The sequence below is a fragment of the Aeromonas sp. sif2416 genome (genome assembly GCF_019218665.1).
GTDB classification, from domain to species: Bacteria; Pseudomonadota; Gammaproteobacteria; order Enterobacterales; family Aeromonadaceae; genus Aeromonas; species Aeromonas encheleia.
The window spans coordinates 252,174-274,542 of the sequence record NZ_JAHUXC010000001.1 but is presented as its reverse complement, the minus strand read 5'-3'; the positions used below and the strand labels follow the sequence as shown (position 1 = coordinate 274,542).

General features: G+C 62.6%; 19 protein-coding genes, 2 tRNA genes and 1 pseudogene. 8 read left to right on the top strand and 14 right to left on the bottom strand.

The window, feature by feature from the left end:
- Nucleotides 1–33: 33 nt before the first annotated feature.
- Together KW821_RS01215 and KW821_RS01210 are read right to left on the bottom strand one after the other, a co-directional pair.
- Nucleotides 34–1,608 carry an ATP-binding cassette domain-containing protein gene (locus tag KW821_RS01215; protein ID WP_218289998.1) on the bottom strand — a complete coding sequence of 525 codons (1,575 nt, stop codon included), beginning with the start codon at nucleotides 1,606–1,608 and terminating at the stop codon, nucleotides 34–36.
- A 343-nt stretch (nucleotides 1,609–1,951) separates the two neighbouring features.
- The gene (locus tag KW821_RS01210) at nucleotides 1,952–2,197 is read right to left on the bottom strand and encodes a hypothetical protein (RefSeq protein WP_371317590.1); all 246 of its coding nucleotides are present in this window, start codon (nucleotides 2,195–2,197) and stop codon (nucleotides 1,952–1,954) included.
- A gap of 640 nt (nucleotides 2,198–2,837) precedes the next feature.
- Here KW821_RS01210 and KW821_RS01205 point away from each other — a divergent pair.
- Nucleotides 2,838–3,515: a Crp/Fnr family transcriptional regulator gene (locus KW821_RS01205; RefSeq protein WP_218289995.1), complete on the top strand. Its 678-nt coding sequence runs from the start codon at nucleotides 2,838–2,840 to the stop codon at nucleotides 3,513–3,515.
- Between the two features lie 106 nt (nucleotides 3,516–3,621).
- On the opposite strand, the gene tsgA is transcribed toward KW821_RS01205, so the two are convergent.
- From tsgA to KW821_RS01170, 7 genes are all read right to left on the bottom strand, one after another.
- A complete protein-coding gene (gene tsgA / locus KW821_RS01200) occupies nucleotides 3,622–4,785 on the bottom strand; it encodes an MFS transporter TsgA (RefSeq protein WP_218289994.1) in 1,164 nt (387 codons plus the stop codon).
- Between the two features lie 54 nt (nucleotides 4,786–4,839).
- Entirely contained in the window at nucleotides 4,840–5,541 is a 702-nt protein-coding gene (gene deoD, locus KW821_RS01195; protein WP_218289992.1) for a purine-nucleoside phosphorylase, read from the bottom strand.
- A gap of 338 nt (nucleotides 5,542–5,879) precedes the next feature.
- On the bottom strand, nucleotides 5,880–6,281 hold the full coding sequence (locus KW821_RS01190) for a DUF4440 domain-containing protein (RefSeq protein WP_218289991.1): 402 nt from the start codon (nucleotides 6,279–6,281) through the stop codon (nucleotides 5,880–5,882).
- 111 nt (nucleotides 6,282–6,392) lie between these two features.
- Nucleotides 6,393–7,667 (bottom strand): threonine synthase, encoded by a 1,275-nt coding sequence (gene thrC, locus KW821_RS01185; protein WP_218289990.1) that lies wholly within the window; start codon nucleotides 7,665–7,667, stop codon nucleotides 6,393–6,395.
- Nucleotides 7,664–8,665 (bottom strand): homoserine kinase, encoded by a 1,002-nt coding sequence (gene thrB, locus KW821_RS01180; protein WP_218289988.1) that lies wholly within the window; start codon nucleotides 8,663–8,665, stop codon nucleotides 7,664–7,666. Before thrB ends, thrC begins: the two co-directional genes overlap by 4 nt.
- 2 nt (nucleotides 8,666–8,667) lie before the next feature.
- A complete protein-coding gene (thrA, locus tag KW821_RS01175; RefSeq protein WP_218289987.1) occupies nucleotides 8,668–11,160 on the bottom strand; it encodes a bifunctional aspartate kinase/homoserine dehydrogenase I in 2,493 nt (830 codons plus the stop codon).
- 260 nt (nucleotides 11,161–11,420) lie between these two features.
- Nucleotides 11,421–12,113, bottom strand: a complete 693-nt coding sequence (locus KW821_RS01170; RefSeq protein WP_218289986.1) for a tRNA/rRNA methyltransferase — start codon at nucleotides 12,111–12,113, stop codon at nucleotides 11,421–11,423.
- A 264-nt stretch (nucleotides 12,114–12,377) separates the two neighbouring features.
- On the opposite strand from KW821_RS01170, the gene aceK reads away from it, so the two are divergent.
- Nucleotides 12,378–14,105, top strand: a complete 1,728-nt coding sequence (gene aceK / locus KW821_RS01165) for a bifunctional isocitrate dehydrogenase kinase/phosphatase (protein WP_218289984.1) — start codon at nucleotides 12,378–12,380, stop codon at nucleotides 14,103–14,105.
- 103 nt (nucleotides 14,106–14,208) lie between these two features.
- Here the strand turns inward: aceK and KW821_RS01160 are convergent, their stop codons facing one another.
- A complete protein-coding gene (locus KW821_RS01160) occupies nucleotides 14,209–14,607 on the bottom strand; it encodes an META domain-containing protein (RefSeq protein WP_218289983.1) in 399 nt (132 codons plus the stop codon).
- Between the two features lie 169 nt (nucleotides 14,608–14,776).
- On the opposite strand from KW821_RS01160, the gene KW821_RS01155 reads away from it, so the two are divergent.
- A complete protein-coding gene (locus KW821_RS01155) occupies nucleotides 14,777–15,253 on the top strand; it encodes a hypothetical protein (protein WP_218289981.1) in 477 nt (158 codons plus the stop codon).
- A 4-nt stretch (nucleotides 15,254–15,257) separates the two neighbouring features.
- On the opposite strand, the gene KW821_RS01150 is transcribed toward KW821_RS01155, so the two are convergent.
- A complete protein-coding gene (locus KW821_RS01150) occupies nucleotides 15,258–15,737 on the bottom strand; it encodes a putative 4-hydroxy-4-methyl-2-oxoglutarate aldolase (RefSeq protein ID WP_042653911.1) in 480 nt (159 codons plus the stop codon).
- Nucleotides 15,738–15,778: 41 nt separating this feature from the next.
- Nucleotides 15,779–16,194, bottom strand: a pseudogene (locus tag KW821_RS01145) (DUF3293 domain-containing protein).
- Nucleotides 16,195–16,570: 376 nt separating this feature from the next.
- Between KW821_RS01145 and arcA the strand changes: the two are divergent.
- Complete coding sequence (gene arcA / locus KW821_RS01140) at nucleotides 16,571–17,290, top strand: two-component system response regulator ArcA (protein ID WP_033130442.1); 720 nt, start codon at nucleotides 16,571–16,573, stop codon at nucleotides 17,288–17,290.
- Nucleotides 17,291–17,415: 125 nt separating this feature from the next.
- Here the strand turns inward: arcA and KW821_RS01135 are convergent.
- Nucleotides 17,416–17,490: transfer RNA gene (locus KW821_RS01135), tRNA-Gly, on the bottom strand.
- Between the two features lie 105 nt (nucleotides 17,491–17,595).
- Nucleotides 17,596–17,669, bottom strand: a tRNA-Gly gene (locus tag KW821_RS01130).
- A 201-nt stretch (nucleotides 17,670–17,870) separates the two neighbouring features.
- Between KW821_RS01130 and cydD the strand changes: the two genes are divergently transcribed.
- The 4 genes from cydD (at nucleotide 17,871) to KW821_RS01110 (ending at nucleotide 22,353) form a co-directional block, all read left to right on the top strand.
- Nucleotides 17,871–19,640 (top strand): cysteine/glutathione ABC transporter permease/ATP-binding protein CydD, encoded by a 1,770-nt coding sequence (gene cydD / locus KW821_RS01125; protein WP_218289980.1) that lies wholly within the window; start codon nucleotides 17,871–17,873, stop codon nucleotides 19,638–19,640.
- Nucleotides 19,633–21,363 (top strand): cysteine/glutathione ABC transporter ATP-binding protein/permease CydC, encoded by a 1,731-nt coding sequence (gene cydC, locus KW821_RS01120; protein WP_218289979.1) that lies wholly within the window; start codon nucleotides 19,633–19,635, stop codon nucleotides 21,361–21,363. The genes cydD and cydC overlap by 8 nt, the downstream gene beginning before the upstream one ends.
- A 222-nt stretch (nucleotides 21,364–21,585) precedes the next feature.
- The gene (gene rcsF / locus KW821_RS01115) at nucleotides 21,586–21,957 is read left to right on the top strand and encodes an Rcs stress response system protein RcsF (RefSeq protein ID WP_042653916.1); all 372 of its coding nucleotides are present in this window, start codon (nucleotides 21,586–21,588) and stop codon (nucleotides 21,955–21,957) included.
- 9 nt (nucleotides 21,958–21,966) lie between these two features.
- Entirely contained in the window at nucleotides 21,967–22,353 is a 387-nt protein-coding gene (locus KW821_RS01110) for a DUF488 domain-containing protein (RefSeq protein ID WP_218289978.1), read from the top strand.
- Nucleotides 22,354–22,369 lie beyond the last annotated feature (16 nt).

The following is a 22,369-nucleotide window of genomic DNA, read 5'->3' as shown; positions in this document are numbered from 1 at the left end:
CACCCATTTTTAATCCCCCCCCCCCTCTATTTCTCACCCAACCACCCCTCCCAAACGATATTCCCGCCCAACCGCCACCCCTTCCACAAAGTCGGGATCGTGGGAGATCAGCAGCAGGGTGCCCGGATAGTCGGCCAACACCTGAATCAGCAACTGGCGAGACGCGTGATCCAGGTGGCTGTCCGGCTCATCCAGTAGCAGCAGCTCAGGCTGCTGGGCCAGCACCATCAGCAGGCCCAGTTTCAGCCGCTCGCCACCGCTCAACTGGTGGGCGGGTTGCAGGGCCCTGTCTCGCCTAAGCCCTATGCCGGCCAGCCGGGTTCTGGCCTCGCTTTCGGCAAGGCTGGGCGCCACCGCCAGCAGGTTCGCCAGTGGGCTAAGGGTTCGGTCTATCAGGCTGAGACCCTGATCCAGACAGGCCACCCGGGCGCTTAGCCGATAGTGGCCTGACTCGGGTGCCAGCTCCCCTCGCAGCATCTTGAGCAGGCTGGATTTTCCGGCGCCGTTCTCCCCAACCAGCAGGCAGCGATCCCCCCGTTGCAACACCAGGTCGACCCGCTGCCGGTGCCAGCGGGGGTGGGTTGCCGCCACTATCACCAGCGGCTGGGTGCTCGCCTTGGCGTTGAACTCTGTCCCGGCCTGCCACTGCATGCGCAGGGGTTGCACCGCAGCCAGGGCGGCGGCCGCCTCGGTCCTGGCGCTGGCTTGCGCCTGATGGCCGCGATCGGCGCGGTCCAGCGCCTTGCCAAGGGACTTGCCCGCCTTATCCTTTTTGAAATCCAGCAGGATCTTGGCCTGAGAGCCGCGCGCCTGGCGGCCCTGACTCGCCCGTTTGTCCGACTGTTCGCGCACCCTTTGCAGCGCCAGGGCGGCCGCCTTCTCACCGCGTACCGCCTGCGCCAACCGTGCGGCGCGGGCGGCCTGCTCCCGGGCCTGCTGGGCGAGATAATCCTCAAACGAGAGCCGGGCACTCTGCAGCCCCGACTCGCTCAGCTCGAAGATCTGTTGGGCCTGATTGAGCAATCGCCGGTCGTGCGTCACCAGCAGGTAGCCGCCGCGATGGCGGGCCAGTCGCTGGCCCAGCCAGGCGATGCCGCCGGCGTCGAGGTGGTTGTCCGGTTCATCCAGCAGCAGAAAATGCGCGGGGTGGGCAAAGAGCGCCAGCAGCCTAAGGCGGGTGAGCTGGCCGCCACTCAACTGGTTGAGGGGCGCATTGGCATCGACCCTGAGCCCAGCCTCTGCCAAGAGGGCGGCGAGATCGTCACGCAGGGTCCAGCGCTCCCCCAGCAGATCGAAATCTCGGCCATCTGTGCAGCCTTGCTCGATACGCCCGAGGGCGCACAGGGCCTCCCCCCAGCCAATGAGATCGGCCACGCAGCCATCGCTCGCGGGGGCAAACTGGGCTAACCAGGCGACGGGCTGGGCCCATTCTATCTTGCCCGCGCTCGGGGCACGCTGGCCCGCCAGCAGTTCGAGCAGCAGGCTCTTGCCGATGCCGTTGCGACCCATCAGGGTGCAGGGGGCGCGTGGCAGAGAGAAGCTTAGAGGGGCAATACCCGGCAGATAGGGCAGTTGCAACTGTTTGATATGACATGAGAGTTGGGTCATCTGAACTCCTGATGGCCGATACCGGAGCAATAAGCCGAGAGTTAAGCCAAATGACAGGGACGCAGCTCCTGCAAACAACAGCAATGAGGGATCAACATCAACCTGTCAGGGTAAAGACGCACCCGGCCTCAATGAAGAGGGGCAGAAAACTTGAGGGTGCGGACAGGTTAAATGCGCATCGGAGGAAAGACTCTCATATCAGGGAAGCCATGAGGCTAACCCAAGGGTGTCAACAAGGTCAACCGGCGGTTGATTCAGCTCAGGAGGCGTCACCAACAAAATCATCCCCCGACTCGGGGGATGATTTTTTATGGGCCATCAGCTAGGCATCAGGCCCCCAACATCACCACTGCCCATGGGGGTTGCTCTTGTTTCGCGACTCCACCATGGCGATCAGGATGGCCATAAAGCTGGATATCAGCATCAGCACCATGGCAATGGGCAGCAAGAACAGGACGACATATGCCCCTCCCAGATCTACCCTCGGTGAGTCCGAAAGCATCAGCAATGGCAGCGGCGCCACCAATAGCAAGGCAAAGTAAAAAACAATCCTGGCGATGGCCAGCGGTGTCTTGAGGGACTGGGTCACTATTTTTCGGTACGGCCACATGATGGTTTGCTCCCTGAACTGTGGTTCTGTTCTTGTCGGTCGGCCGCACCCGTGGAGGAACTGCGGCCTCGCTCGTCCATAATGGTTTCAAGCAGCACCCTGATTAACAGCCGGAGAGCGCAGGGTCAATGGGTCGAGAGCGGCCGGGTTTATGCCCCAAATTGAATCATCCTGCACGCCGCGCCCCGGGCGGCAAAAGTAGGCGCCAAACCATAAGTGCACAGCAGCAACCGCTGGCAGCGGAGCAAGCTGTCAGCAGGTTGTGATGACCCGCCATTCGGGGGCTTGTCTCTGGGCCCGCGCTGTGACGCTTGCCTTCACCCGGATATTCCCGCCCATGACAGGGAGGATTGTCCCCGATATTGCGGGCGCAGGCGGCTGGCGCAGCGCACTGCCGTAGGAGCTATCGACCGTGCAGCGCCACCGGTGTCAGCCTCCTTGTGAAAGACATGGGTGGCGCGCTGGCTTTCGTCAGTCTGGCCGCCTTGCATCGGATAGGAGGATTTGGCGGCAGCCACCAGGCGGGACAGGCAGATCATGCAGGCGGGCTGAGGGGCTGGCATCTCGGGGGGCGAACGTGTGTAATAGCCGTTTGTTTTCATCGGGCACAGAACTCTCCATGCAACTCAAACCGCTGCTCAAGGGACGCTTCCAACCTCACTGGCAGGCCAGCCACGACCTGATCGTACGGGTGATCGAGTCCTGCATCACCGAGCTGCGCCTGCTCCGCGAGGGAGAAGCGCTGATGCGCCAGGGGGAGCAGCTTCGGGATCTGGTGCTGGTGCCAAGCGGTCGTATCGCCATGGGTCACACTGCCATGAACGGCCGCCGCTTTCAGCTCGGCCCCCTGGAGTGCGACTGCCAGCTGTTTGGCGAGATGGAGTTCTTCACCGGTTACCGCTGCCAGCTCGACATCATCGCCGAGGAGCCCCTCGAAGTGGCCCGCATCGACGGACAGCAGCTGGAGTTGGCGCTGCTCGCCCACCCCAGGCTGGCGCTCTTCTTCGCCAGTGCCATCGCTATCGATTACCAGGACACGGTGGACATCTTCACCTGCCGCATGCTCTACCCCATCAGCTACAACATCGCCTATGACCTCTACCACAGCCATTGTCAGGACAACCCGGTGAGCGGTTTCAGCAAGGGCTATCAGGAGGCGGAACGGTTCGGCACCACGGACAGGGTCTACCGGCGGGCGGTGAAGGAGCTGATCGACAAGGGTCTGGTGGAGCGCGGGGAGGATGGCTTGCGCATCCGCGATCTGGCGGGGCTGAAGGCGTTTCTCGAGCAACCGTAGGCAACAAGAGCACAGCCCTTAGCCAAGCGGACAAAGCCCGATAACAAAGAGCGGGATAAAAAAGAGGGGCGGTCTCCACCGCCCCTCTTGCTTGTCAGTGTTTGCCTCAGGCCAGACAGGGCTGGGGCCGTGCCATCCGCAGGGAAGCCACCAGCATCATCAGGATCAGGGCGTAGATCAGCGGGATGGCATACATCACCGCCTGCAGGCCGATCACCTGCTCCAGCAGGGCGCTGATGGCCGGGCTGAACATGGCCCCCGCGCTGCCGCTGATGAGGATATAGGAGACGTTCTTGCTCGAGGCCTGGCGAACAAACGACACCCCGTAGGCGATAAAGGCGTTGTAGAGCGCGGCGCAGACGAAGCCGTAGCCATAGGTGAGATAAGGCAGCTGGCTCAGGTTGTCGGTGGTGACGATCAGCGTCGTCATCCCCATCGCCAGGGTGATGATCACCAGCAGGAAAGTGCGGATCGGGATGCGGGTGACGATAACGGTCGACACCAGGGCGCCGAGCAGGGCCGCCGTCCAGTACTGGGTGATGATGCTGCCCGCCTCCTCAAAGGGGATGCCGAACTTGTCCTTCACGAACATGGGGGCCCAGGTGAGGAAGGTGTAAAGCGCCAGCATGCCGAGGAAGAGGCCAAGGCCACCGCTGACGATGCCAAGGTTCCACTCCGAGTGTTCGTTGCCGGCACTCTCGCCCCCCGCCTCGCAGCTGCGGAAGTTGGTCAGCACCGCCACCAGCATGGTTGCCAGCGCCACCACACCCACCGCCAGATAGCTCCAGCTCCACGCCATGGCGTGAGTCAGGGTGTAAGTGGTGATGAGCGGGAAGACCACCCCGGCCACGTTGAAGGTGGCATCCTGCACCACCAGCATGGTGCTCTGCATCCGCGCCTTCCAGACGCTCACCACCAGAGTCCCCGCAATGCAGAGCCCCACCCCGCCACAGAGGCCGATCACCGTCATGGCCGCCATCACCACATAGAGGGATCCGGTCAGGTGGAGCGAGGCCGCCGCCAGGGCGATCAGGCCGTAGCAGAGCAGCGTCATCCGCTTGAGGCCCACCTTCTCGATCAGGAAGAAGGCGGCTATGGTGCCCGCCAGCGCCCCGCCGTTGAGCAGGGAGAAGATGGAGGCCACCTGATTGACATCGGCGCCAAACTTGGCGGCGATGGGCTCGATCAGCATGCCGAACTGGGTCGCAAAACCGGCCATCACGAAGTTGGCCAGGAAGCTGATGGCAGTGAGGGAGAGCTTATTGTTCATATTGGATCTCTCATAAGGTACAGGGTGCGTGCAGGGTTGACGGCGCGGCTGCGCTTACAGCGCTGTATGCAGCGCCAGCTCGATCATCTGGTTGAAGGAGAGTTGCCGCTCGGAGGCACTGGTCTCTTCACCGGTCAGGCAGTGGTCGGAGACCGTCAGAATAGCGAGCGCCTCGATCCCCTGCTGATGGGCCAGCCCGTAGAGACCGGCCACCTCCATGTCGATGCCGAGCACGCCGAACTTCTCCAGCGCTGGAATGAGGTTTTCGTCCGGATCGTAATAGAGGTCGCCGGTGAAGATATTGCCCACCTTGACCGGAATGGACTTCTCCTGCGCCAGGGTGAACGCCTTGTGTAGCAGGGCGAAGTCGGCCGAAGTCGCCATCTGGTAACCGGCGCTGCGCTTGGCATTGGTGGGGGAATCGGTGCCTGCCGCCTGCGCCAGGATCACATCACGCATCTGCACATGACGCTGGGTCGCCCCCAGGCTGCCGATGCGGATGATGCGCTTGACCCCGAAGTCGTTCACCAGCTCGTGGGCGTAGAGCACCATGGAGGGGATCCCCATGCCGTGGCCCATCACCGAGATGCGCTGGCCCTGGTAGTAGCCGGTGTAGCCCAGCATGTTGCGCACATTGGTCACCTCGCGCGCATCGGTCAGAAAGGTCTCGGCGATATAGCGGGCCCGCAGCGGGTCCCCCGGCATGATGACGGTCTCGGCGAAATCGCCCGGGTTGGCATTGATATGAGCGGTCATTGTTGTCGTGCTCCAGATTGACTCCTGTGGATGAGCGCATCCTAGCCCCGGCCCCGCCTCCCTTTGCAGGACAAAAGTCCTGTTGCCCCGATCCAGATCCCAGTTCCAACAACTTGTTACCCGGCGCTGGCAACGGCAAGCCAATGAAGCCGAGACCCGGTGATGGCTTGCCCCGGCGGCCACCCGGCCAGTGCCCGGCCACAGCAGACACAAAAAAGCGCGGGGGCCCGATGGCCCCCGCTGGCAACGCCCCTCAACAACGGGGCTCTGCTCTGTTCCCTCTTGCGCTCCTGCCCACGACGCTGAACCAGCGTCAGGGCCCATATGTCACCGCATCGTCATGCTTCCACCTCCAGCAGCGCTGTGCCGTAGGAGTTGTCGACTGTGCAGCGCCACTGGCCATAGCTCTCTTTGCGAAACACATAGGTGGCGCGGCGAGTCTCGTCCACCAGGCCACCTTGCCCGTCCGGGTAGCGCAGCCGGGTCTCCATGATCACCAGGGCGTTGTCGGCCCCCTCTATCACCTCCATGGCCCCCTGGGTCACCTCAAGCCGGCCGTCAAAGTAATCGGAGATGGCGGTGAAAGCGCGGCGGATGGCGGGGATGCCGCGCGCCACCATGCCGGGTTTGATAACCAGGGCGGCGTCCTCGGCGTAGAAGGCCATCAGGGCATCGAAGTCGCGCCGGGAGATGGCGGCGTCGCAGGTCTCGATAAGTTGGCGAAGGGGGTGTTGGCTCATGCTGTGCTCCTTAATCCAATCCGTGAATCCGATGCGGGTTTCCCCGCCGGATGACAGAAACAAAAATCCCCCACTCTCTATATCAAGACTGGGGGATTTTTTTATTGACGCTTAACCGAGCAGGAAGGCCCGCAGCGGGGCGAACTCCGCCGGCAGGTTGTGGGAGAGCAGCGGCAGAACGGCGTGCTTGGCCAGCGGTGCTGGCAATGGCACATCCAGCCCCAGGATCTCGTCCACCGACTCCTTGAACTTGGCTGGGTGGGCGGTGCAGAGGAACAGGCCCACCTCGTCCTCACCGAGCTGCTCGTTCAGCAGATCCCAGGCGATGGCGCCGTGGGGCTCGCACAGGTAATCGAGCTGGTGCAGGCGCTGCAACGCATCACGAGTCTCGGCATCGCTGCGCATGCCAGAGCCCAAGGTCTCCAGCGCCCAACCTTCACGGCGGCACAACTCTTCCACGCGCGGCCAGTTGTTGGGGCGGCTCACGTCCATGGCGTTGGAGAGGGTCGCCACCGTCTGGTGCGGCTCCCAGCTGCCGGTTTTCAAGTAGCGCGGCACAGTGTCGTTGGCGTTGGTGGCGGCGATGAAGCGCTTCACCGGCAGCCCCAGCGCCTTGGCGATGAGGCCTGCGGTCAGGTTGCCAAAGTTGCCGGACGGCACACTGATCACCGCCTTGGCGCGATCCGCCTTGGGCAACTGGGCCAGGGCCTCAAAGTAGTAGCAGACCTGTGCCAGCAGGCGGCTGATGTTGATGGAGTTGGCGGAGTTCAGGCCGATGGCGGTCTTGAGCCCTTCGTCATCGAAGGCATCCTTCACCAGCGCCTGACAGGCATCGAAGTCGCCGTCGATGGCGATGGTACGGATATTGCCCCCCAAGGTGCAGAACAGTGCCTCCTGCAGGGGGCTGATCTTGCCCTTGGGATAGAGAATGACCACCTCAATCCCCTCCAGGCCATAGAAGGCGTGGGCCACGGCGGCACCGGTGTCGCCGGAGGTAGCGGTGAGTATGGTGATCTTGTCGTTGGTTCTGAAGCTGGCCAGACACTGGGCCATAAAGCGGCCACCGAAATCCTTGAACGCCAGGGTCGGGCCGTGGAACAGCTCGAGAGCGTAGGTGCCGTCTTTCAGCTTCACCAGCGGCGCCGGGAAGGTGAAGGCAGCATCGATCAGCTCGCTGACCTTGGCGGCGGGGACCTCGTCCCCCAGCAGGTGGCTGATGATGCGCGCCGAGCGCTCGGCGAGCGGCAGATCCAGCAGGGCATCCACGTCCGCCAGCGGGGTGATCACTTCCGGGAAGAAGAGCCCCTGCTCACGGCCCAGCCCCTGGCGCACCGCCTGGGCAAAGCTGACCTGTTCACTCTTGTCCTTGATATTGTAAAGATTCATAGCTCGCTTCCTGTTACCCGTGCCCCGGCCATGTCCAGTTTGCAGACCCGGGCAAATCCATCTTCGTTCTGCACGAAATGTGCGTCCATCCAATCCTTCATGCGCTCGGCCTGGGCCAGATCCTTCATCACCACGAAGACGCTGGGACCCGAGCCCGAGATGCCGGTGGCCAGCGCCCCGTTCTGGGCGGCCTGGGCCCGCACCTCGTTGAAGCCTTCGATCAGCGCCGCGCGATAGGGTTCGGCGATCACGTCTTTGAGCACGCTCGCCGCCAGCGGCTCCTGCTGGGTGTAGCTGGCGTGCACGAAGGCGGCCAGCCGGCGGCCATAGGTGAGGCAATCCTGGCGGCGATACTGGGCGGGCAGTATGGCGCGGGCGGCGGCGGTGGAGACCACGGTGCCCGGGTAGCAGACCACCCAGTACCACTGCTCGAACACCGGAATGCCCTGGCTGATGACACCGTGCTCTTCGAGCACCAGCTGCATGCCGCCGAGATAGCAGGGGGCCACGTTGTCATAGTGGACCGAGCCGGAGATCTTGCCTTCCATCTCGCCCATCAGCAGCAGCATGTCGTGTTCATTGAGGGGGGCGCCGTGGAAGGCGTTGAGCCCTTCCAGTGCCGCCACCACGCTGCAAGCGCTCGACCCCAGGCCCGAGCCGACCGGCAGGTTCTTCTCCAGCACCATCGCCAGCGGCTTGAGGGTCAGGCCGCGCTTCTCCAGGGCCTCCCCATAGGCGAGCCAGCAGTCGTAGAGGATGTTCTTCTTGGGATCATCCGGCAGCTTGTGGGCATAACGGCCCACGGAGGAGAGGGCGAAGGGCTCGGCGGTTGCTGACGCCGCCTTGACCTGCACCCGATCCCCCAGCAGGGAGCCATCCACGGGGGCGAGCGCCGCCCCCAACACATCGAATCCCACGCTCAGGTTGGCACTGGAGGCGGGAGCATAGGCAACCACACTGCCTTTCTTTTCCAAATAGGGGTTCATGTCTGAACTCATGCTTATAGCTCCTGCTTCCAGTTCTGGGTGCGCAGCACGTCGGCGAAGACGCCGGCGGCAGTCACTTCGGTGCCCGCGCCATAGCCGCGCAGCACCAGCGGGATCGGCTGGTAATAGGTGGAGAAGAAGGCGAGCGCGTTCTCCCCGTCCTTGACCTTGAACAGGGGCTCATCGGCACCGACCGCCTTGATGGCGACCTTGCACTTGCCCCCCTCGATGGAGCCCACGTAGCGCAGCACCTTGCCCTCGCTCTGAGCCAGGGCGAACTGATCGCGGAACCAGCCATCGGCCTCGGGCAGACGAGCCATGAAGGACTCCACATCGCCGCTCACATCAAAGCCAGGGGGCAGCGCCTGCTCCACCTCCACATCAGACAATTCCAGCGCCATGCCGGACTCGCGGGCCAGGATCAGCAGCTTGCGCGCCACGTCCATGCCGTTCAGATCGTCGCGGGGATCCGGCTCGGTGAAGCCGTTGCCGCGGGCGATGCCGGTGGCCTCGGAGAAGGCCATGCCCTCGTCCAGCTTGCCGAAGATGAAGGAGAGGGAGCCGGACAGGACGCCGTCGAAGGCGCGCAGTTTGTCACCGGCCTTGATCAGGTTCTGCAGGTTCTCGATGACCGGCAGGCCGGCACCGACGTTGGTCTCGTAGAGGAACTTGCGGCGAGTCTGGCGGGCGGTGCGACGCAACGCCTTGTAGTAATCCAGAGAGCCGGTGTTGGCCTTCTTGTTCGGGGTCACCACGTGGAAACCGGCGGCCAGGAAGTCCGCGTACTGCACGGCGATGGCCTCGCTCGAGGTGCAATCGACGATCACCGGGTTGATGAGGTGACTCTCTTCCACCAGCTTCTTCACAGCTTCCAGGCTGAAGCTGTCACGGGCTTCCACCAGCTGTTCACGCCAGTTGGCGAGGCTCAGGCCATCCTTGTTGACCGCCATCTGGCGGCTGTTGGCGATGCCCACCACCCGCAGGCCAGTGCCCTGCTCTGCCAGCACCGGTTGCTGGCGCGCAATCTGATCCACCAGGGCCGCGCCGACACCGCCGACCCCGACCACGAACAGGTCGATGAACTGCTGGCTGCCGAAGAAGTTCTGGTGGCACGCCTTGATGGCCTCAGCCACCTTGCGATCCCGTACCACCGCCGAGATGGAGCGCTCGCTGGAGCCCTGGGCGATGGCGACTATGTTGATGGAGGCCTGGGCCAGGGAGGTGAAGAAGCGCGCCGCCATCCCCTTGCTGGTGCGCATGCCGTCGCCGATGAGGGAGATGATGGCGAGATCCTGCATGATTTCGAGGGGATCCAGCAGCTGGTTCTTGAATTCCAGCTCGAACTCGCGCTCCAGCACCTTGCGGGTCTTGTCGCTGTCGTAGCTGTGGATGCAGAAGCTGACGCTGTACTCGGAGGAGGATTGGGTGATCAGCACGATGCTGACCCCGGCGCGGGAGACGGCGGAGAAGATCCGGCCCGCCATGCCCACCATGCCCTTCATGCCGGGGCCGGAGACGTTGAACATGCACATGCCGGAGAGATCCGAGATGGCTTTTACCTTCAGGTCGTCATCCCCCTGCTCGACCCCGATCAGGGTGCCCGGACCCTGAGGGTTGAAGCTGTTCTTGATGAGGCAGGGAATGTGGAACTGGGCCACCGGGGCTATGGTCTTCGGGTGCAGCACCTTGGCGCCGAAGTAGGAGAGCTCCATCGCCTCCTTGTAGGAGAGGGTCTTCAGCAGATAGGCGTCCGGCACCAGACGGGGGTCGCAGTTGTAGCAACCTTCCACGTCGGTCCAGATCTCGCAACATTCCGCGTCCACGCAGGCGGCCAAGACGGCGGCGGAGTAATCCGAGCCGTTGCGGCCGAGCAGCACGGTCTCACCCTTGTCGCTGCCGCCGGTGAAGCCCGGCATCAGGTAGAGGCATGACTCTTTTCCAGAGGGGCCCTGCCCCTCTACAACCGGGCGCAACCCCTTAGCGGCAAAGCGCAGGCGGGAAGCCTCGATGTCCACATGGGCTTCCAGATAACCGCCGTCGGTGACCAGCAACTGCTCCGGCACGATCGAGCCCAGCTCGACCCCACGCACCCGCAGCAGCTCGTGCATGAAGGCGATGGAGAGGTTCTCGCCCCGGCTCAGGATGCGGGCCTGCACGTTGTCCGGGCAGAGCCCCAGCAGACGGATGCCCTGCATCAGCCGCTCGACCTGATCCAGCTCGGCGGTGAGACGAGCCTGCAGCGCCTTGTCGTCCAGCGCCGGGTAGGCGGCCTTCAGCCCGGCCAGCAGGCGGGAGAAGATGCCGTTGATCTCAAACAGGGTACTGCTGGCATCCATGCCGCGACTGGTCTGCTCCACCAGGGCCACCAGGTGATTGGTCACCTTGGCCGGTGCCGACAACACCAGGGCAACCTGGGACTGACCATGGGTATTGACCGCGATATCGGCTACCCGTAAGAAACGCTCTGCGTCGGCCAGTGACGACCCGCCAAACTTCAATACTCTCATCGCATTCTCTCCCTGTATTCCCTGCAAAGTGACCGGCAAATCGGCCTGAAAACTGTCCAACAAAAAGGCCCGTACTGGGTGGGTACGGGCCTTTTCTGATTTCTGTGCTTGTTCGTCAGCGCATCAACCGGCCCCAGTGCCACCTGTGGTGGTACCGGTAATAATGGTGGTGGTGATGACGTTGATGAATGACTGCATGACGAACACTCTTGAACGAAGCTGGCTTTTAGCAATACCGCGCCGGGCGCCGGGCTGTCAACTTAATCCTCTTTGCCGAGTCGGCGGGCGAGGTCTTTGCAGAGCAGATGCAGCATATTCAAATCCCGCTGCGGCAGCATGGGCACTCGGTCCATCACCCATTGATGTAGTTTTTCATCCTGCGAAACCCCGAGTTCATCGAGAATTTCTGCTGTTTTTGATTTGAGTACCCGAACCTGCCCGACGCTATCAAAACTTTCTGCTACGGCCTGGGGTTCATCCAGCAAGGGACTCATCTCATAGGCATACAGCATGATCGCCTGGCCCAGATTCAAAGAGGGATAGCTCACCTTCAGCGGCAGGTAGCTGATGAGGTCCACCTGGGCGAGCTGCTCGTTGGAGAGGCCGGACTCCTCACAGCCAAACACGATGGCGACCTTGTTCACCGACGGCTTGGCGCGGATCTGGTCGCGGATCTCCCCCGGCGTCAGGTAGTGCTGGTAGCGACCGCGCTGGCGGGCCGTAGTGGCGATCACCAGATCCATGTCGGCAAGGGCTTCAGGCAAGGTATCAAAGGCCTCAGCCTCGGCCAGGATCTCCTGCGCCCCGTGGGCGACCCAACTCGCCTCTTCCTCTTCGTGTACCCGGCTGGCCACCAGGCGCATGGCATCGAAGCCCATGGTTTTCATGGCGCGGGCGGCCGCCCCGACGTTGGCCGCCCGGGCTGGTGCCACCAGGACAAAATAGAGTTTCATTGGGTTTCCTCTTGGGCAGGGCCGACCTCTCTCATCAAGGGTAAAGCATCGGCAAAACAGGGGCGCAATCTACCGTTTATCCTCGAAAATTGCCACTTGAACAGACGTTTGAATGTTGCCATAGTGACCCAATAGGTGGCCAAATTGCCGTCAATGATCCGCGAAGTTACCGCGATGGAACTGCGGTGTGCGGATCGGGAACGAGCCGGCAGACAGGCCACCACCGCCGTGCTATCGGGCCGGCTCATCACAAGGAAGAGAGAGATGCAGCAGCCATTGGAACAGGCCGTCGCCGAGACGATCTTGCAGCGCTTCGAGTCGTTTTACAGCCGGTTTCTCGAAATCACCCAGGGCAGCAAGAGCCGCTTCGAGCACGGTGACTGGCTGGGGGTGCAGCTCGCCGGACGTGAGCGCATCCGCCTCTATGACCATCATGTCGGTGCCACCACGGCCCTGATCAAGCAGATGATGGGGGAGCAGCTGCCGAGCCAGGCGCTGCTCAAGCAGGTGAAGGGGGCCTTCAGCGATCTGCTGCCCCGCTGTGACAACTTCGAGGTGGCGGAGTCTTTCTTCAACTCCGTCTACCGCCGCATCTTCCGCCATCGCAACATCCGCGACGAGAACCTCTACATCCACCCGTTCCGCAGCCGGGGGGATCACCCCGACCTGAGCGCACTGCTGCGGGTCTATCGCACCGATCTCGCCCATCTGCCACAGACACTCAGCCAGCTGCTGGGGGACTACAGCTTCACCCTGCCCTTTGAGGACAAACAGCGGGACATCGTCGACATCCACCGTCATCTGGCCGAGAACGGCCCGGGCATTCTGCACGATGAGCCGTTCGCCATCGAGCTGCTCAAGGAGGTGTTCTACCGCAACAAGGGCGCCTATCTGGTGGGGCTTATCCGGGTCAAGGGCGAGGTGCACCCCTTCATCCTGCCGCTGCTCAGCACCGGCCAGAGCATCTATGTGGATACCGTCATCTTCGAGCCGGAGCTCGCCTCCATCGTATTCGGCTTCGCCCGCGCCTACTTCATGGTCTATGCCCCGGTGCCGGCGCTGTTCGTGCTGTTCCTGCGCCAGATCATGCCCCGCAAGCCCGATTACGAGATCTACAACGCCATCGGCTGCCAGAAGCACGGCAAGACAGAGCTCTATCGCCACTACCAGCAGCACCTGGCCCAGAGCCGGGAGCAGTTCGTCATCGCCCCCGGCATCAAGGGCATGGTGATGAGCGTGTTCACCCTCCCCTCCTACGACGTGGTGTTCAAGGTGATCAAGGACGAGTTCACCCCCCCCAAGGATGTGAGCCACGAGCAGGTCAAGGCGAAGTACCGGCTGGTGAAACAGCACGATCGGGTGGGCCGCATGGCCGATACCCAGGAGTTCACCAACTTCGAGTTTCCCCTCGAGCGGATCTCCCCCGAGCTCTTGGCCGAGCTCAAGACGGTAGCCCCCTCTGCGCTCACCCTCACCGCCGACAAGCTGGTCATCAAGCACCTCTACACCGAGCGCAAGATGATCCCGCTGAACCTCTATCTGGATAAGGCGGACGAGCAGCAGACCCGGCTCGCGCTGGAGGAGTACGGCAACGCCATCAAGCAATTGGCGGCGGCCAACATCTTCCCCGGCGACATGCTGTTCAAGAACTTCGGCGTGACCCGCCACGGTCGGGTGGTGTTCTACGACTACGACGAGATCTGCTACATGACGGAGTGCAACTTCCGCCAGATCCCGCCGCCGCGCTATCCCGAGGACGAGTGGAGCGCCGAGCCCTGGTACTCGGTCGCCCCGAACGACATCTTCCCCGAGGAGTTCGCCACCTTCCTGCTGCAAAAGCCCCAGGTGCGAACGATCATGATGCAGGTGCACAAGGAGCTGTTCGATGCCAGCTACTGGAAGATGCTGCAAGGCAACATCAAGGAGGGAGTGTTCGAGGATGTCTATCCCTACCGACGCAAGAAACGCTTCCGGTTTCAGCGGGGGGGATGAGACGCCCCATAGCTCAGATACCCAGCAAAAAGGGACGCCGCGGCGTCCCTTTTTGATTCGAACCAGACGGCTCGGCTACGACAGTCTCTGACGAGACTCTCTCTTACTTAGTGGCCGGCAGGGCATCGAAGGTGAGCAGAGCCGTCTTGTTCACATCGCTCAACACCAGCTGCTGACCGGAGATCTGATAGGTCGCGACCTTCTCCAGCGCCTGCAGGTAGTTCGCCTCCTTGCCCGCCAGATCACCGGCACACATCATGCGGGTCGCGCCCATGGCCCCCAGCGTCAAGACGCCGTCACCCTGCTGGGTGATGCCGCCAAAGTAGCGGTTGCAGCCGCCCTTGCCCGCCACCTTGTCACCCGCGACCTGCAGGGTGAAGGTGTCGCCGCTCGCCCCCTGCAGTTGCCAGGTCGATGCTTGCAGTTGAGCCAGATTGGAACTCGCAGTCATGGCGCAGCCTCCCAGAGCCAGCGCGGCCAGCAGGGTCAGTTTCTTGTTCATGAGTTCACCTCTTGATGGAGAAAATAGTGAAGACGCAGAGTGATGGGGGCCTGTGTATCATGAGTCGGAAGCGGATTAAAACTCTTTTATTGTGATGCGGGTTGCCTTTACTACCTGCTGGCATGTGCCATGCTTAGGGTCCTGTTCCGGACCCAGGGAGGGGAAACGAATGGTCAAGTCTCTCATCATCGCACTCGCATCAGGCCTCGCGTTTTCGGCCCAGGCGGCCGACTGGAGTTTTCTCCAGACCGAATCAGACAGCCAGCTCTACGTGAAGAGTTATTCCGGCGTGCTGCTCGGCAATCAGACTCATCACGGCGACAATTTCGACCTCTGGCTCATCAACACCGGCTACCAATACCCGGTGCAGGATGATGTCACCCTCTACATGGAAGCCGGCCCCGCCGTCGGCACCCGCAGCGATCAGGCCGGCTTCAATATCAGCTCAGGGGTGCGCTACCAGCTCTCCCCCTCGCTGAACATCGGCAGCCAGCTCAAGCAGTTGGAGGTGAGCAAACCCAGCACCCTGGTGGAGCTCAACAGCAGCCTGCTGCTGACACCACAACTGGCCATCACCGCCAACTACGGCGTCAGCGCCTTCAGCACGGAGCAATTTCTCACCCTGGGGGTTGGCTTCAACTTCTGAACCTTCAGATGAGCCGGGCACCACTGATCAGCACGCCGTTGAGATCGGCGTAGACATAGTCACCCGGCGCTATGGTCACCCCGGCAAAAGAGAGCTCGGCATCCAGCTCACCCTGCCCCAGCTTCTCGGTCTTGACCGGACAGGCTGCCAGCGCCTTGACGCCCAGCGCCAGCGTCGCCAGGGTGCCCACATCCCGCACCGCGCCATAGATCAGGATCCCCTCCCAACCCTGCTCCACCGCCTTGATGGCCAGCTGATCCCCGAGCAGTGCCCGGCGCAGGGAGCCGCCCCCATCGATCACCATCACCTTGCCCCGGCCGGGCTGCGCCACCAGTTCCCGCACCAGGCTGTTATCCTCGAAACAGGAGAGGGTGACCGCCTGGCCATGAAACAGCGGCTTGCCGCCATAGTCGTGGAACAGCGGCTCGGCCACCTGCACGGCATCGCCGTGTTGATCGCAAAGGTCGGGGAGTAAGTCCAGCATCGTCAGCGTCCTTCCATGGAGTGAGTCCGTTCATTCTTTCATCATGTCGGGTCCCTGACAATCCAGCAGGAGGCCAGTCTGCCCAGATGGTGTGGCTCCCCCTTCATCAGCACGGGGATCAGCCAGATCTCTCCCCCTCGACCCAGTAGCAGGCATTCTGGCCGAAACGGCTGGCCAGCCGGACGGCATCGGCACGGGGCATCTGTAACAATAACGACTCTTCCTGCCAACTTTCGTCCAAAGAGCTACCCCACACAGGCCCCATGACGAGCAAGTCGGGGGCGTCGTCGATGAGCCGCAACAGGGCAAGATGACGACGAGAGTTGCGACGCATTCCTACCCATCTGCTGGCCAGATTCCAGGCCGTGACGATGGCATAGGCGGGCCAGGAGGGCGGCTCGAACGGGGCAAAAAAACAGACTTTTCTGTAGTTTTCCCACAAAATCATGTCAATCACATGTTACATCCCATTACATTCCATAGGGGCGAAAAAGCGGGCCAGCCCAAGTATCATGCAGCGAACTCAGGGTTTGACTTATATCAAGCCAGAGTTAAAAAGTTGCTATCTGACGGCAAAGAGTGTTGTTATGCGCCTGTTAACTGATAAAATGCAGCAACTTTTGTAATGGACTACCTTTCAGGGCTTCGCTCGTTCAGGCTTGTTGAGACCCCATGTGTGGCACAAGGATGTTTGCCAACATCGATACCAAATTCGCGATGATTCGACCTGATATTCATACCCAGGATGACGTAATAAATTTTCAGGACCGGTCGAATAACGCCAAAGAGTGTTAAAATTTCGAAAATTAACTGATAAGAATCTGGGAATACTCATGCAAACACCACACATTCTGATCGTCGAAGACGAACTGGTCACCCGCAACACTCTGAAAAGCATCTTCGAGGCCGAAGGCTACATCGTGCTCGAGGCCAACAATGGCGACGAGATGCATCAAGCCCTGACCACCCACACCATCAATCTGGTGATCATGGACATCAACCTGCCGGGCAAGAACGGCCTGTTGCTGGCCCGTGAGCTGCGCGAAGATGACAACATCGCCCTGATGTTCCTGACCGGTCGTGACAATGAGGTGGACAAGATCCTGGGTCTGGAGATCGGCGCCGATGATTACATCACCAAGCCGTTCAACCCTCGCGAGCTGACCATCCGTGCTCGCAACCTGCTGAGCCGCACCATGAACGTCACCGCCGGTGGTGAAGAGAAGAAGCTGGTTGAGCGTTACCTGTTCAACGGCTGGGCACTGGACATCAACAGCCGCGCACTGGTCAGCCCGGCTGGGGACATGTTCAAGCTGCCCCGTTCAGAATTCCGCGCCATGCTGCACTTCTGCGAGAACCCGGGCCAGATCCAGACCCGTGCCGAGCTGCTCAAGAAGATGACAGGCCGCGAGCTGAAACCCCACGATCGCACCGTCGATGTCACCATCCGCCGCATTCGCAAGCACTTCGAGAGCGTGGGTGACACCCCGGAAATCATCGCCACCATCCATGGCGAAGGCTACCGCTTCTGCGGCGAGCTGGAGCAGGAATAAGCCCGACCGGCAGAGTGTGGAGTGAGAGGCGCCATTGGCGCCTCTTCTGTTTCCGGCAGCCAGCGCCTGCTTGGCGTGGAAAAACAAAAAGCCCACTCGGTTGAGTGGGCTTTTTGTTTGATATCTGGAGCGGGCAGCGGGAATCGAACCCGCATCATCAGCTTGGAAGGCTGAGGTAATAGCCATTATACGATGCCCGCAAGGCTCAGAAACTGCTGTCGATATTCGGGGAGTTGATCAGCGTCAGGGGTAGCGTGCGAGGCAGAGGCAATAACGAGACGGGTCGTCTACCGGATATCGGAATGTGGAGCGGGTGATGGGAATCGAACCCACGTATGCAGCTTGGGAAGCTACCGTTCTACCATTGAACTACACCCGCGTCAGTGGCCTCTACTATATGCATTTTGCCGGCGAGCGCAATCACCGCCGTCCTGTTTTTTGCCATAAATCAAGCTGTTCGGCCAACTAATGAGCATGCAGCTGCTTTTTCAATCAATCATCTTCACGCCGCCGGATCTGCGAGGTTGCCAAGCCATGGGGGCGACGATAGTCTTGCGCCACTCGACCGAGGAGGGTGGTAATGGACAAGAACACGCAGAAACATCTCTATGGCTGGTTGCGCAAACAATCGAGCCATGGCCGACGCTGGATCGGCCTCTCCATCGGCTTTGGCCTGGGTCAGGGCATGCTGATGGTCGCCCAGGCCTGGTTGCTGGCCACCCTGCTCCATGGCTTCATCATCGAAGGCACCACGCCAGAGCAATCCATCCCCCTCTTCATTAGCCTGCTGCTGGTGACCGCGGCCAAGGCTGGTCTGGCCTATGGCCGCGAGGTCGCCAGCTTCAAGGCGGGCAGCGCGGTGCGCCAGGCCATCCGCGAGCTGGTGCTCACCCGCCTCGGCCGGCTCGGTCCGGCCTACATCCAGCGCCGCCCCGCCGGCAGCTGGGCCAGCCTGCTGCTGGAGCAGATTGAAGACATGCAGGAGTTCTTCTCCCGCTATCTGCCGCAGATGGCCGTCGCCGTGTTCATTCCCCTGGTGATCCTGGTGGCCGTGTTCCCGGTCAACTGGGCCACCGGCATCATACTGCTCGGCACCGCCCCCCTGATCCCGCTCTTCATGATCCTGGTGGGGGTCGGCGCCGCCGATGCCAACCGCCGCAACTTCCAGTCGCTGGCGCGGCTCTCCGGTCACTTCCTCGATCGCCTGAAGGGATTGCGCACCCTGCAACTCTTCCTGCGCACCCAGGCCGAAGGTGAGGCCATTCGCGACGCCTCGGAAGATTTTCGGGAGCGCACCATGGAGGTGCTGCGGCTCGCCTTCCTCAGCACCGCCGTGCTGGAGTTCTTCGCCGCCATCGCGGTGGCGCTGGTGGCGGTCTATTTTGGCTTCTCCTACATAGATCACCTGAACTTCGGCAACTATGGCGTCAAAGTTACCCTCTTTACCGGCCTGTTCGTGCTGTTCCTCGCCCCCGAGTTCTACGCCCCGCTGCGTGAACTCGGCGCCCACTATCACGCCAAGGCGCAAGCTATAGGTGCCGCCGAACAGCTGCTGGAGTTTCTGGAGGCCGAGGTCAGCGAACCCGCCTCTGGGCATGCTCCCTTCCAGGCCGATGGCCCCATCAGGGTAGAGGCCCGCGCTCTGGAGGTGCTGAGCGCCGAGGGCAAGGTGCTGGTCGGCCCGCTCGACTTCCAGCTGGCGCCCGGCTCACGCACGGCCCTGGTCGGCATCAGCGGTGCGGGCAAGAGCTCGCTGGTCAACGCCCTGCTCGGCTTCGCCCCCTATCGCGGCGAACTCAGGGTCAACGGGCAGGAGCTCGCCGAGCTGGACATGAGCCAGTGGCGCCTGCAACTGGGCTGGCTATCCCAGAACCCGCAGCTGTTCCACGCCAGCCTGCGTGACAACCTGCTGCTGGCCAGGCCTTCCGCGAACGATGCCGAGCTGGAAGCGGCCCTGAAGCGGGCCCAGGCCTGGGAGTTTGCCAGCGAGAAGGGATTCGACTATCAGGTCGGCGATCAGGCCGGCGGCCTCTCGGTCGGCCAGGCCCAGCGCCTCGCCCTAGCACGCACCCTGCTCAAATCCACCCAGCTGATGGTGCTGGATGAACCCACCGCCAGCTTGGACCGCCACTCCGAGCGCGCCATCATGAGCACCCTCGAACAGGCGAGCGCAGGCCAGACCCTGCTGATGATCACCCACCGCCTCGATCAGCTCAGCCAGATGGACAACATCCTGGTGCTGGAACGCGGCCAGCTGGTGGAGCAAGGCCATTTCTCCCAACTCAGCCAGGCCCGTGGGCCCTTCGCCCGGCTGCTGTCCCAACGTTCAGGGGATTCTCTCGATGACTGATCTACTGCCGTTCCTGCGCCTCTACCGCCAGCACTGGCTCAGCCTCTCGCTGGGTCTGCTGCTGGCCTTCGTCACCCTGGTGGCCGGCATGGGGCTGCTGTCCCTCTCCGGCTGGTTCCTCTCCGCCGCCGCCGTGGCCGGGCTGGCCGTCGCCAGCCGCGACACCTTCAACTACATGACCCCGGCCGGCGGGGTGCGCTTCTTCTCCATCGTGCGCACCGCCAGCCGCTGGGGCGAGCGGGTGGTGAGCCACGATGCCACCTTCCGGGTGCTGACCCGGCTGCGAGTCTGGTTCTGGCAGAAACTCTCGCCGCTCTCCACCGGCACCCTGGCCGGCTTTCGCCAGGCGGACCTGCTCAACCGGCTGGTGGCCGACATCGACGCCATGGATCATGTCTACCTGCGCCTCATCACCCCCATAGGGGCGGCCCTGCTCAGCTGTGCCGGGCTGGTATTCTTCCTCTCCTTCTTCGACAGCCGCCTGGCGCTGATCCTGGGGGCCATACTGCTGCTCGGCATGATTGCCCTGCCGCTGGTGTTCTACTTCGCCGGGCGCAAGCCGGGCCAGGCGCTGATCGCCGAGAAATCCAGCCTGCGCACCCGGCTGGTGGACTATCTGGACGGCCAGGCCGAGCTGCAGATGTTTGCCGCCGCCCCCAAGGCGCTCGCCGAGCTGCAACAGGCCGAGCAGGCCCTGATCCGCGCCCAGGCCCGCATGGCCAGGGTGAGCGGCCTGGCCAATGCCAGCGTCCAGCTGCTGAGCGGCTGGACCCTGACCCTGATGCTGTGGCTGGCCGGTCATGGCGTCGGGGGCGCGGTGCCGGATCCCATCACGGCGCTGATGGTGTTCGCCACCCTGGCGAGCTTCGAGGCACTGCTGCCGCTGGCGGGGGCCTTCCAGCACCTCTCCACCAGCCTCACCTCGGCCCGTCGTCTCAACGAGATCCTGCAAGATGCCAAGGCCCCTGAGTGGGGGGATGAACAGCAGCATGCCCGCGAGGGCGCCCTGCAGATCCGCGATCTCCATTTCACCTACCCCGGCCATGGCCAACCCGTGCTGCGGGGCTGCTCCTTAGAGCTGCAGGCTGGCGAGAAGTTGGCGCTGCTGGGCCAGACCGGCTGCGGCAAGTCCACCCTGATGGGGCTGCTGACCCGCGAGTGGGAGATGCAGGCGGGCGAGATCCTGCTGGATGGCAAGCCGCTCACGACTTATGGGGAAGGGGCGCTGCGCACCTCCGTCTCGGTGGTGAGCCAGCGGGTGCATCTGTTTGCCGCCACCCTGCGGGACAACCTCAAGCTGGCCGCCCCGGCCGCCAGCGATGAGCGGCTTGTCGAGGTATTGAACCTGGTGGGGCTCGCCGCCCTGCTGGAAGATGAGGAAGGTCTCGATGCCTGGCTGGGGGATGGTGGGCGGCCCCTCTCCGGCGGCGAGCGCCGCCGCATCGGCATCGCCCGCGCCCTGTTGCACGATGCGCCGCTCTGGCTGCTGGATGAGCCGACCGAGGGGCTCGACAGCCAGACCGAGCGCGAGATCATGGCCCTGCTGTTCAGGCTCGGCGCCGAGCGCTCCCTGCTGCTCATCTCCCACCGCCTGCTGGGGCTGGAGCAGATGGACAGGATAGCCCTGATGGAAGAGGGGCAGATCCGCCTCTGCGCCCCTCACGCAGAGCTGCTGGCCGACGACTACTACCGCAGCCTCCATCAGCGGTTGGCACCGGTCTGATCCGCCGTTATCAGGCCTAAATAAAGGAACAGGGGCGGATCCACCGATGCGCCTCTCACTCTTCCAGGAGTTGCTGGCCGACGACGACTACCGCAGTCTCCATCAGCGGCTGGCGCCGGTCTGATCCCCGTCATGCCCCCTCCCTATGGCTAAAAATGGGGCTGGTCCCGGGCAGCGACTGGCCCCTATAATGGCCCCCTCACTGTTCAACAAGAAGCCGACATGAAACGCCTGACTCTACTGCTGCCCCTCATCGCCTCTGGCTGCGCCGATTTCTCCTTCAACAGCAATCTGGACAAGGAAAACTTCGACGAGTATTTCAAGCCGGGCGGCGTCCAGATCTATGAGCAGGGTCAGCTTGCCGACCTCAACTACCTCTACCTCGGCACCGTCGAGGGGGAATCCTGCCAGATCGATGCCAATCAGCCGGTGCCCAATGCCGGTGAGGCCCGTACCCTGGCTCGCCGCCGCGTGGCGGACATGGGTGGCAACGGCGTCAGCTTCGACAAGTGCGCCGAGTTCAGCGATGTGCCGGGCTGCCTGAAGCAGGTGATCTGTTACGGCCAGGCGCTGAAAGTCGCCGAAGTGAAGTAAGCTACCGCCATGGCACTGGCCATAGTTCGACTCGGCAGCCCCCGTCTGCCGGACGAGGGTCTGCGCATCGGCACCGTGCGCCGCCCGCCCCGTGGCGTCCCCAAAGCTGAGTTTGCCAGCCAGGATTGGTACGATGTCTGGTTCCCGAACCTGGCTCCCAGTAGCGACACCATGAAGCTGGGTCAGGCCGCCGAGACGCCAGCTCAGTGGACCGCCTTCTGCCGGCAGTACAAGGCCGAGATGGCCAGTCCCTCTGCCCGCCACGATCTGGCGTTGCTGGCTGCCCTCTCCCACCACACCAACCTGTCGCTGGGCTGTTATTGCGAGCAGGAGTCCCGCTGCCATCGCGCCATCCTCAGGGAGCTGCTAGTCGGCTGCGGTGCCACCCTGCGCTGAGCCGCCGATAGACAGA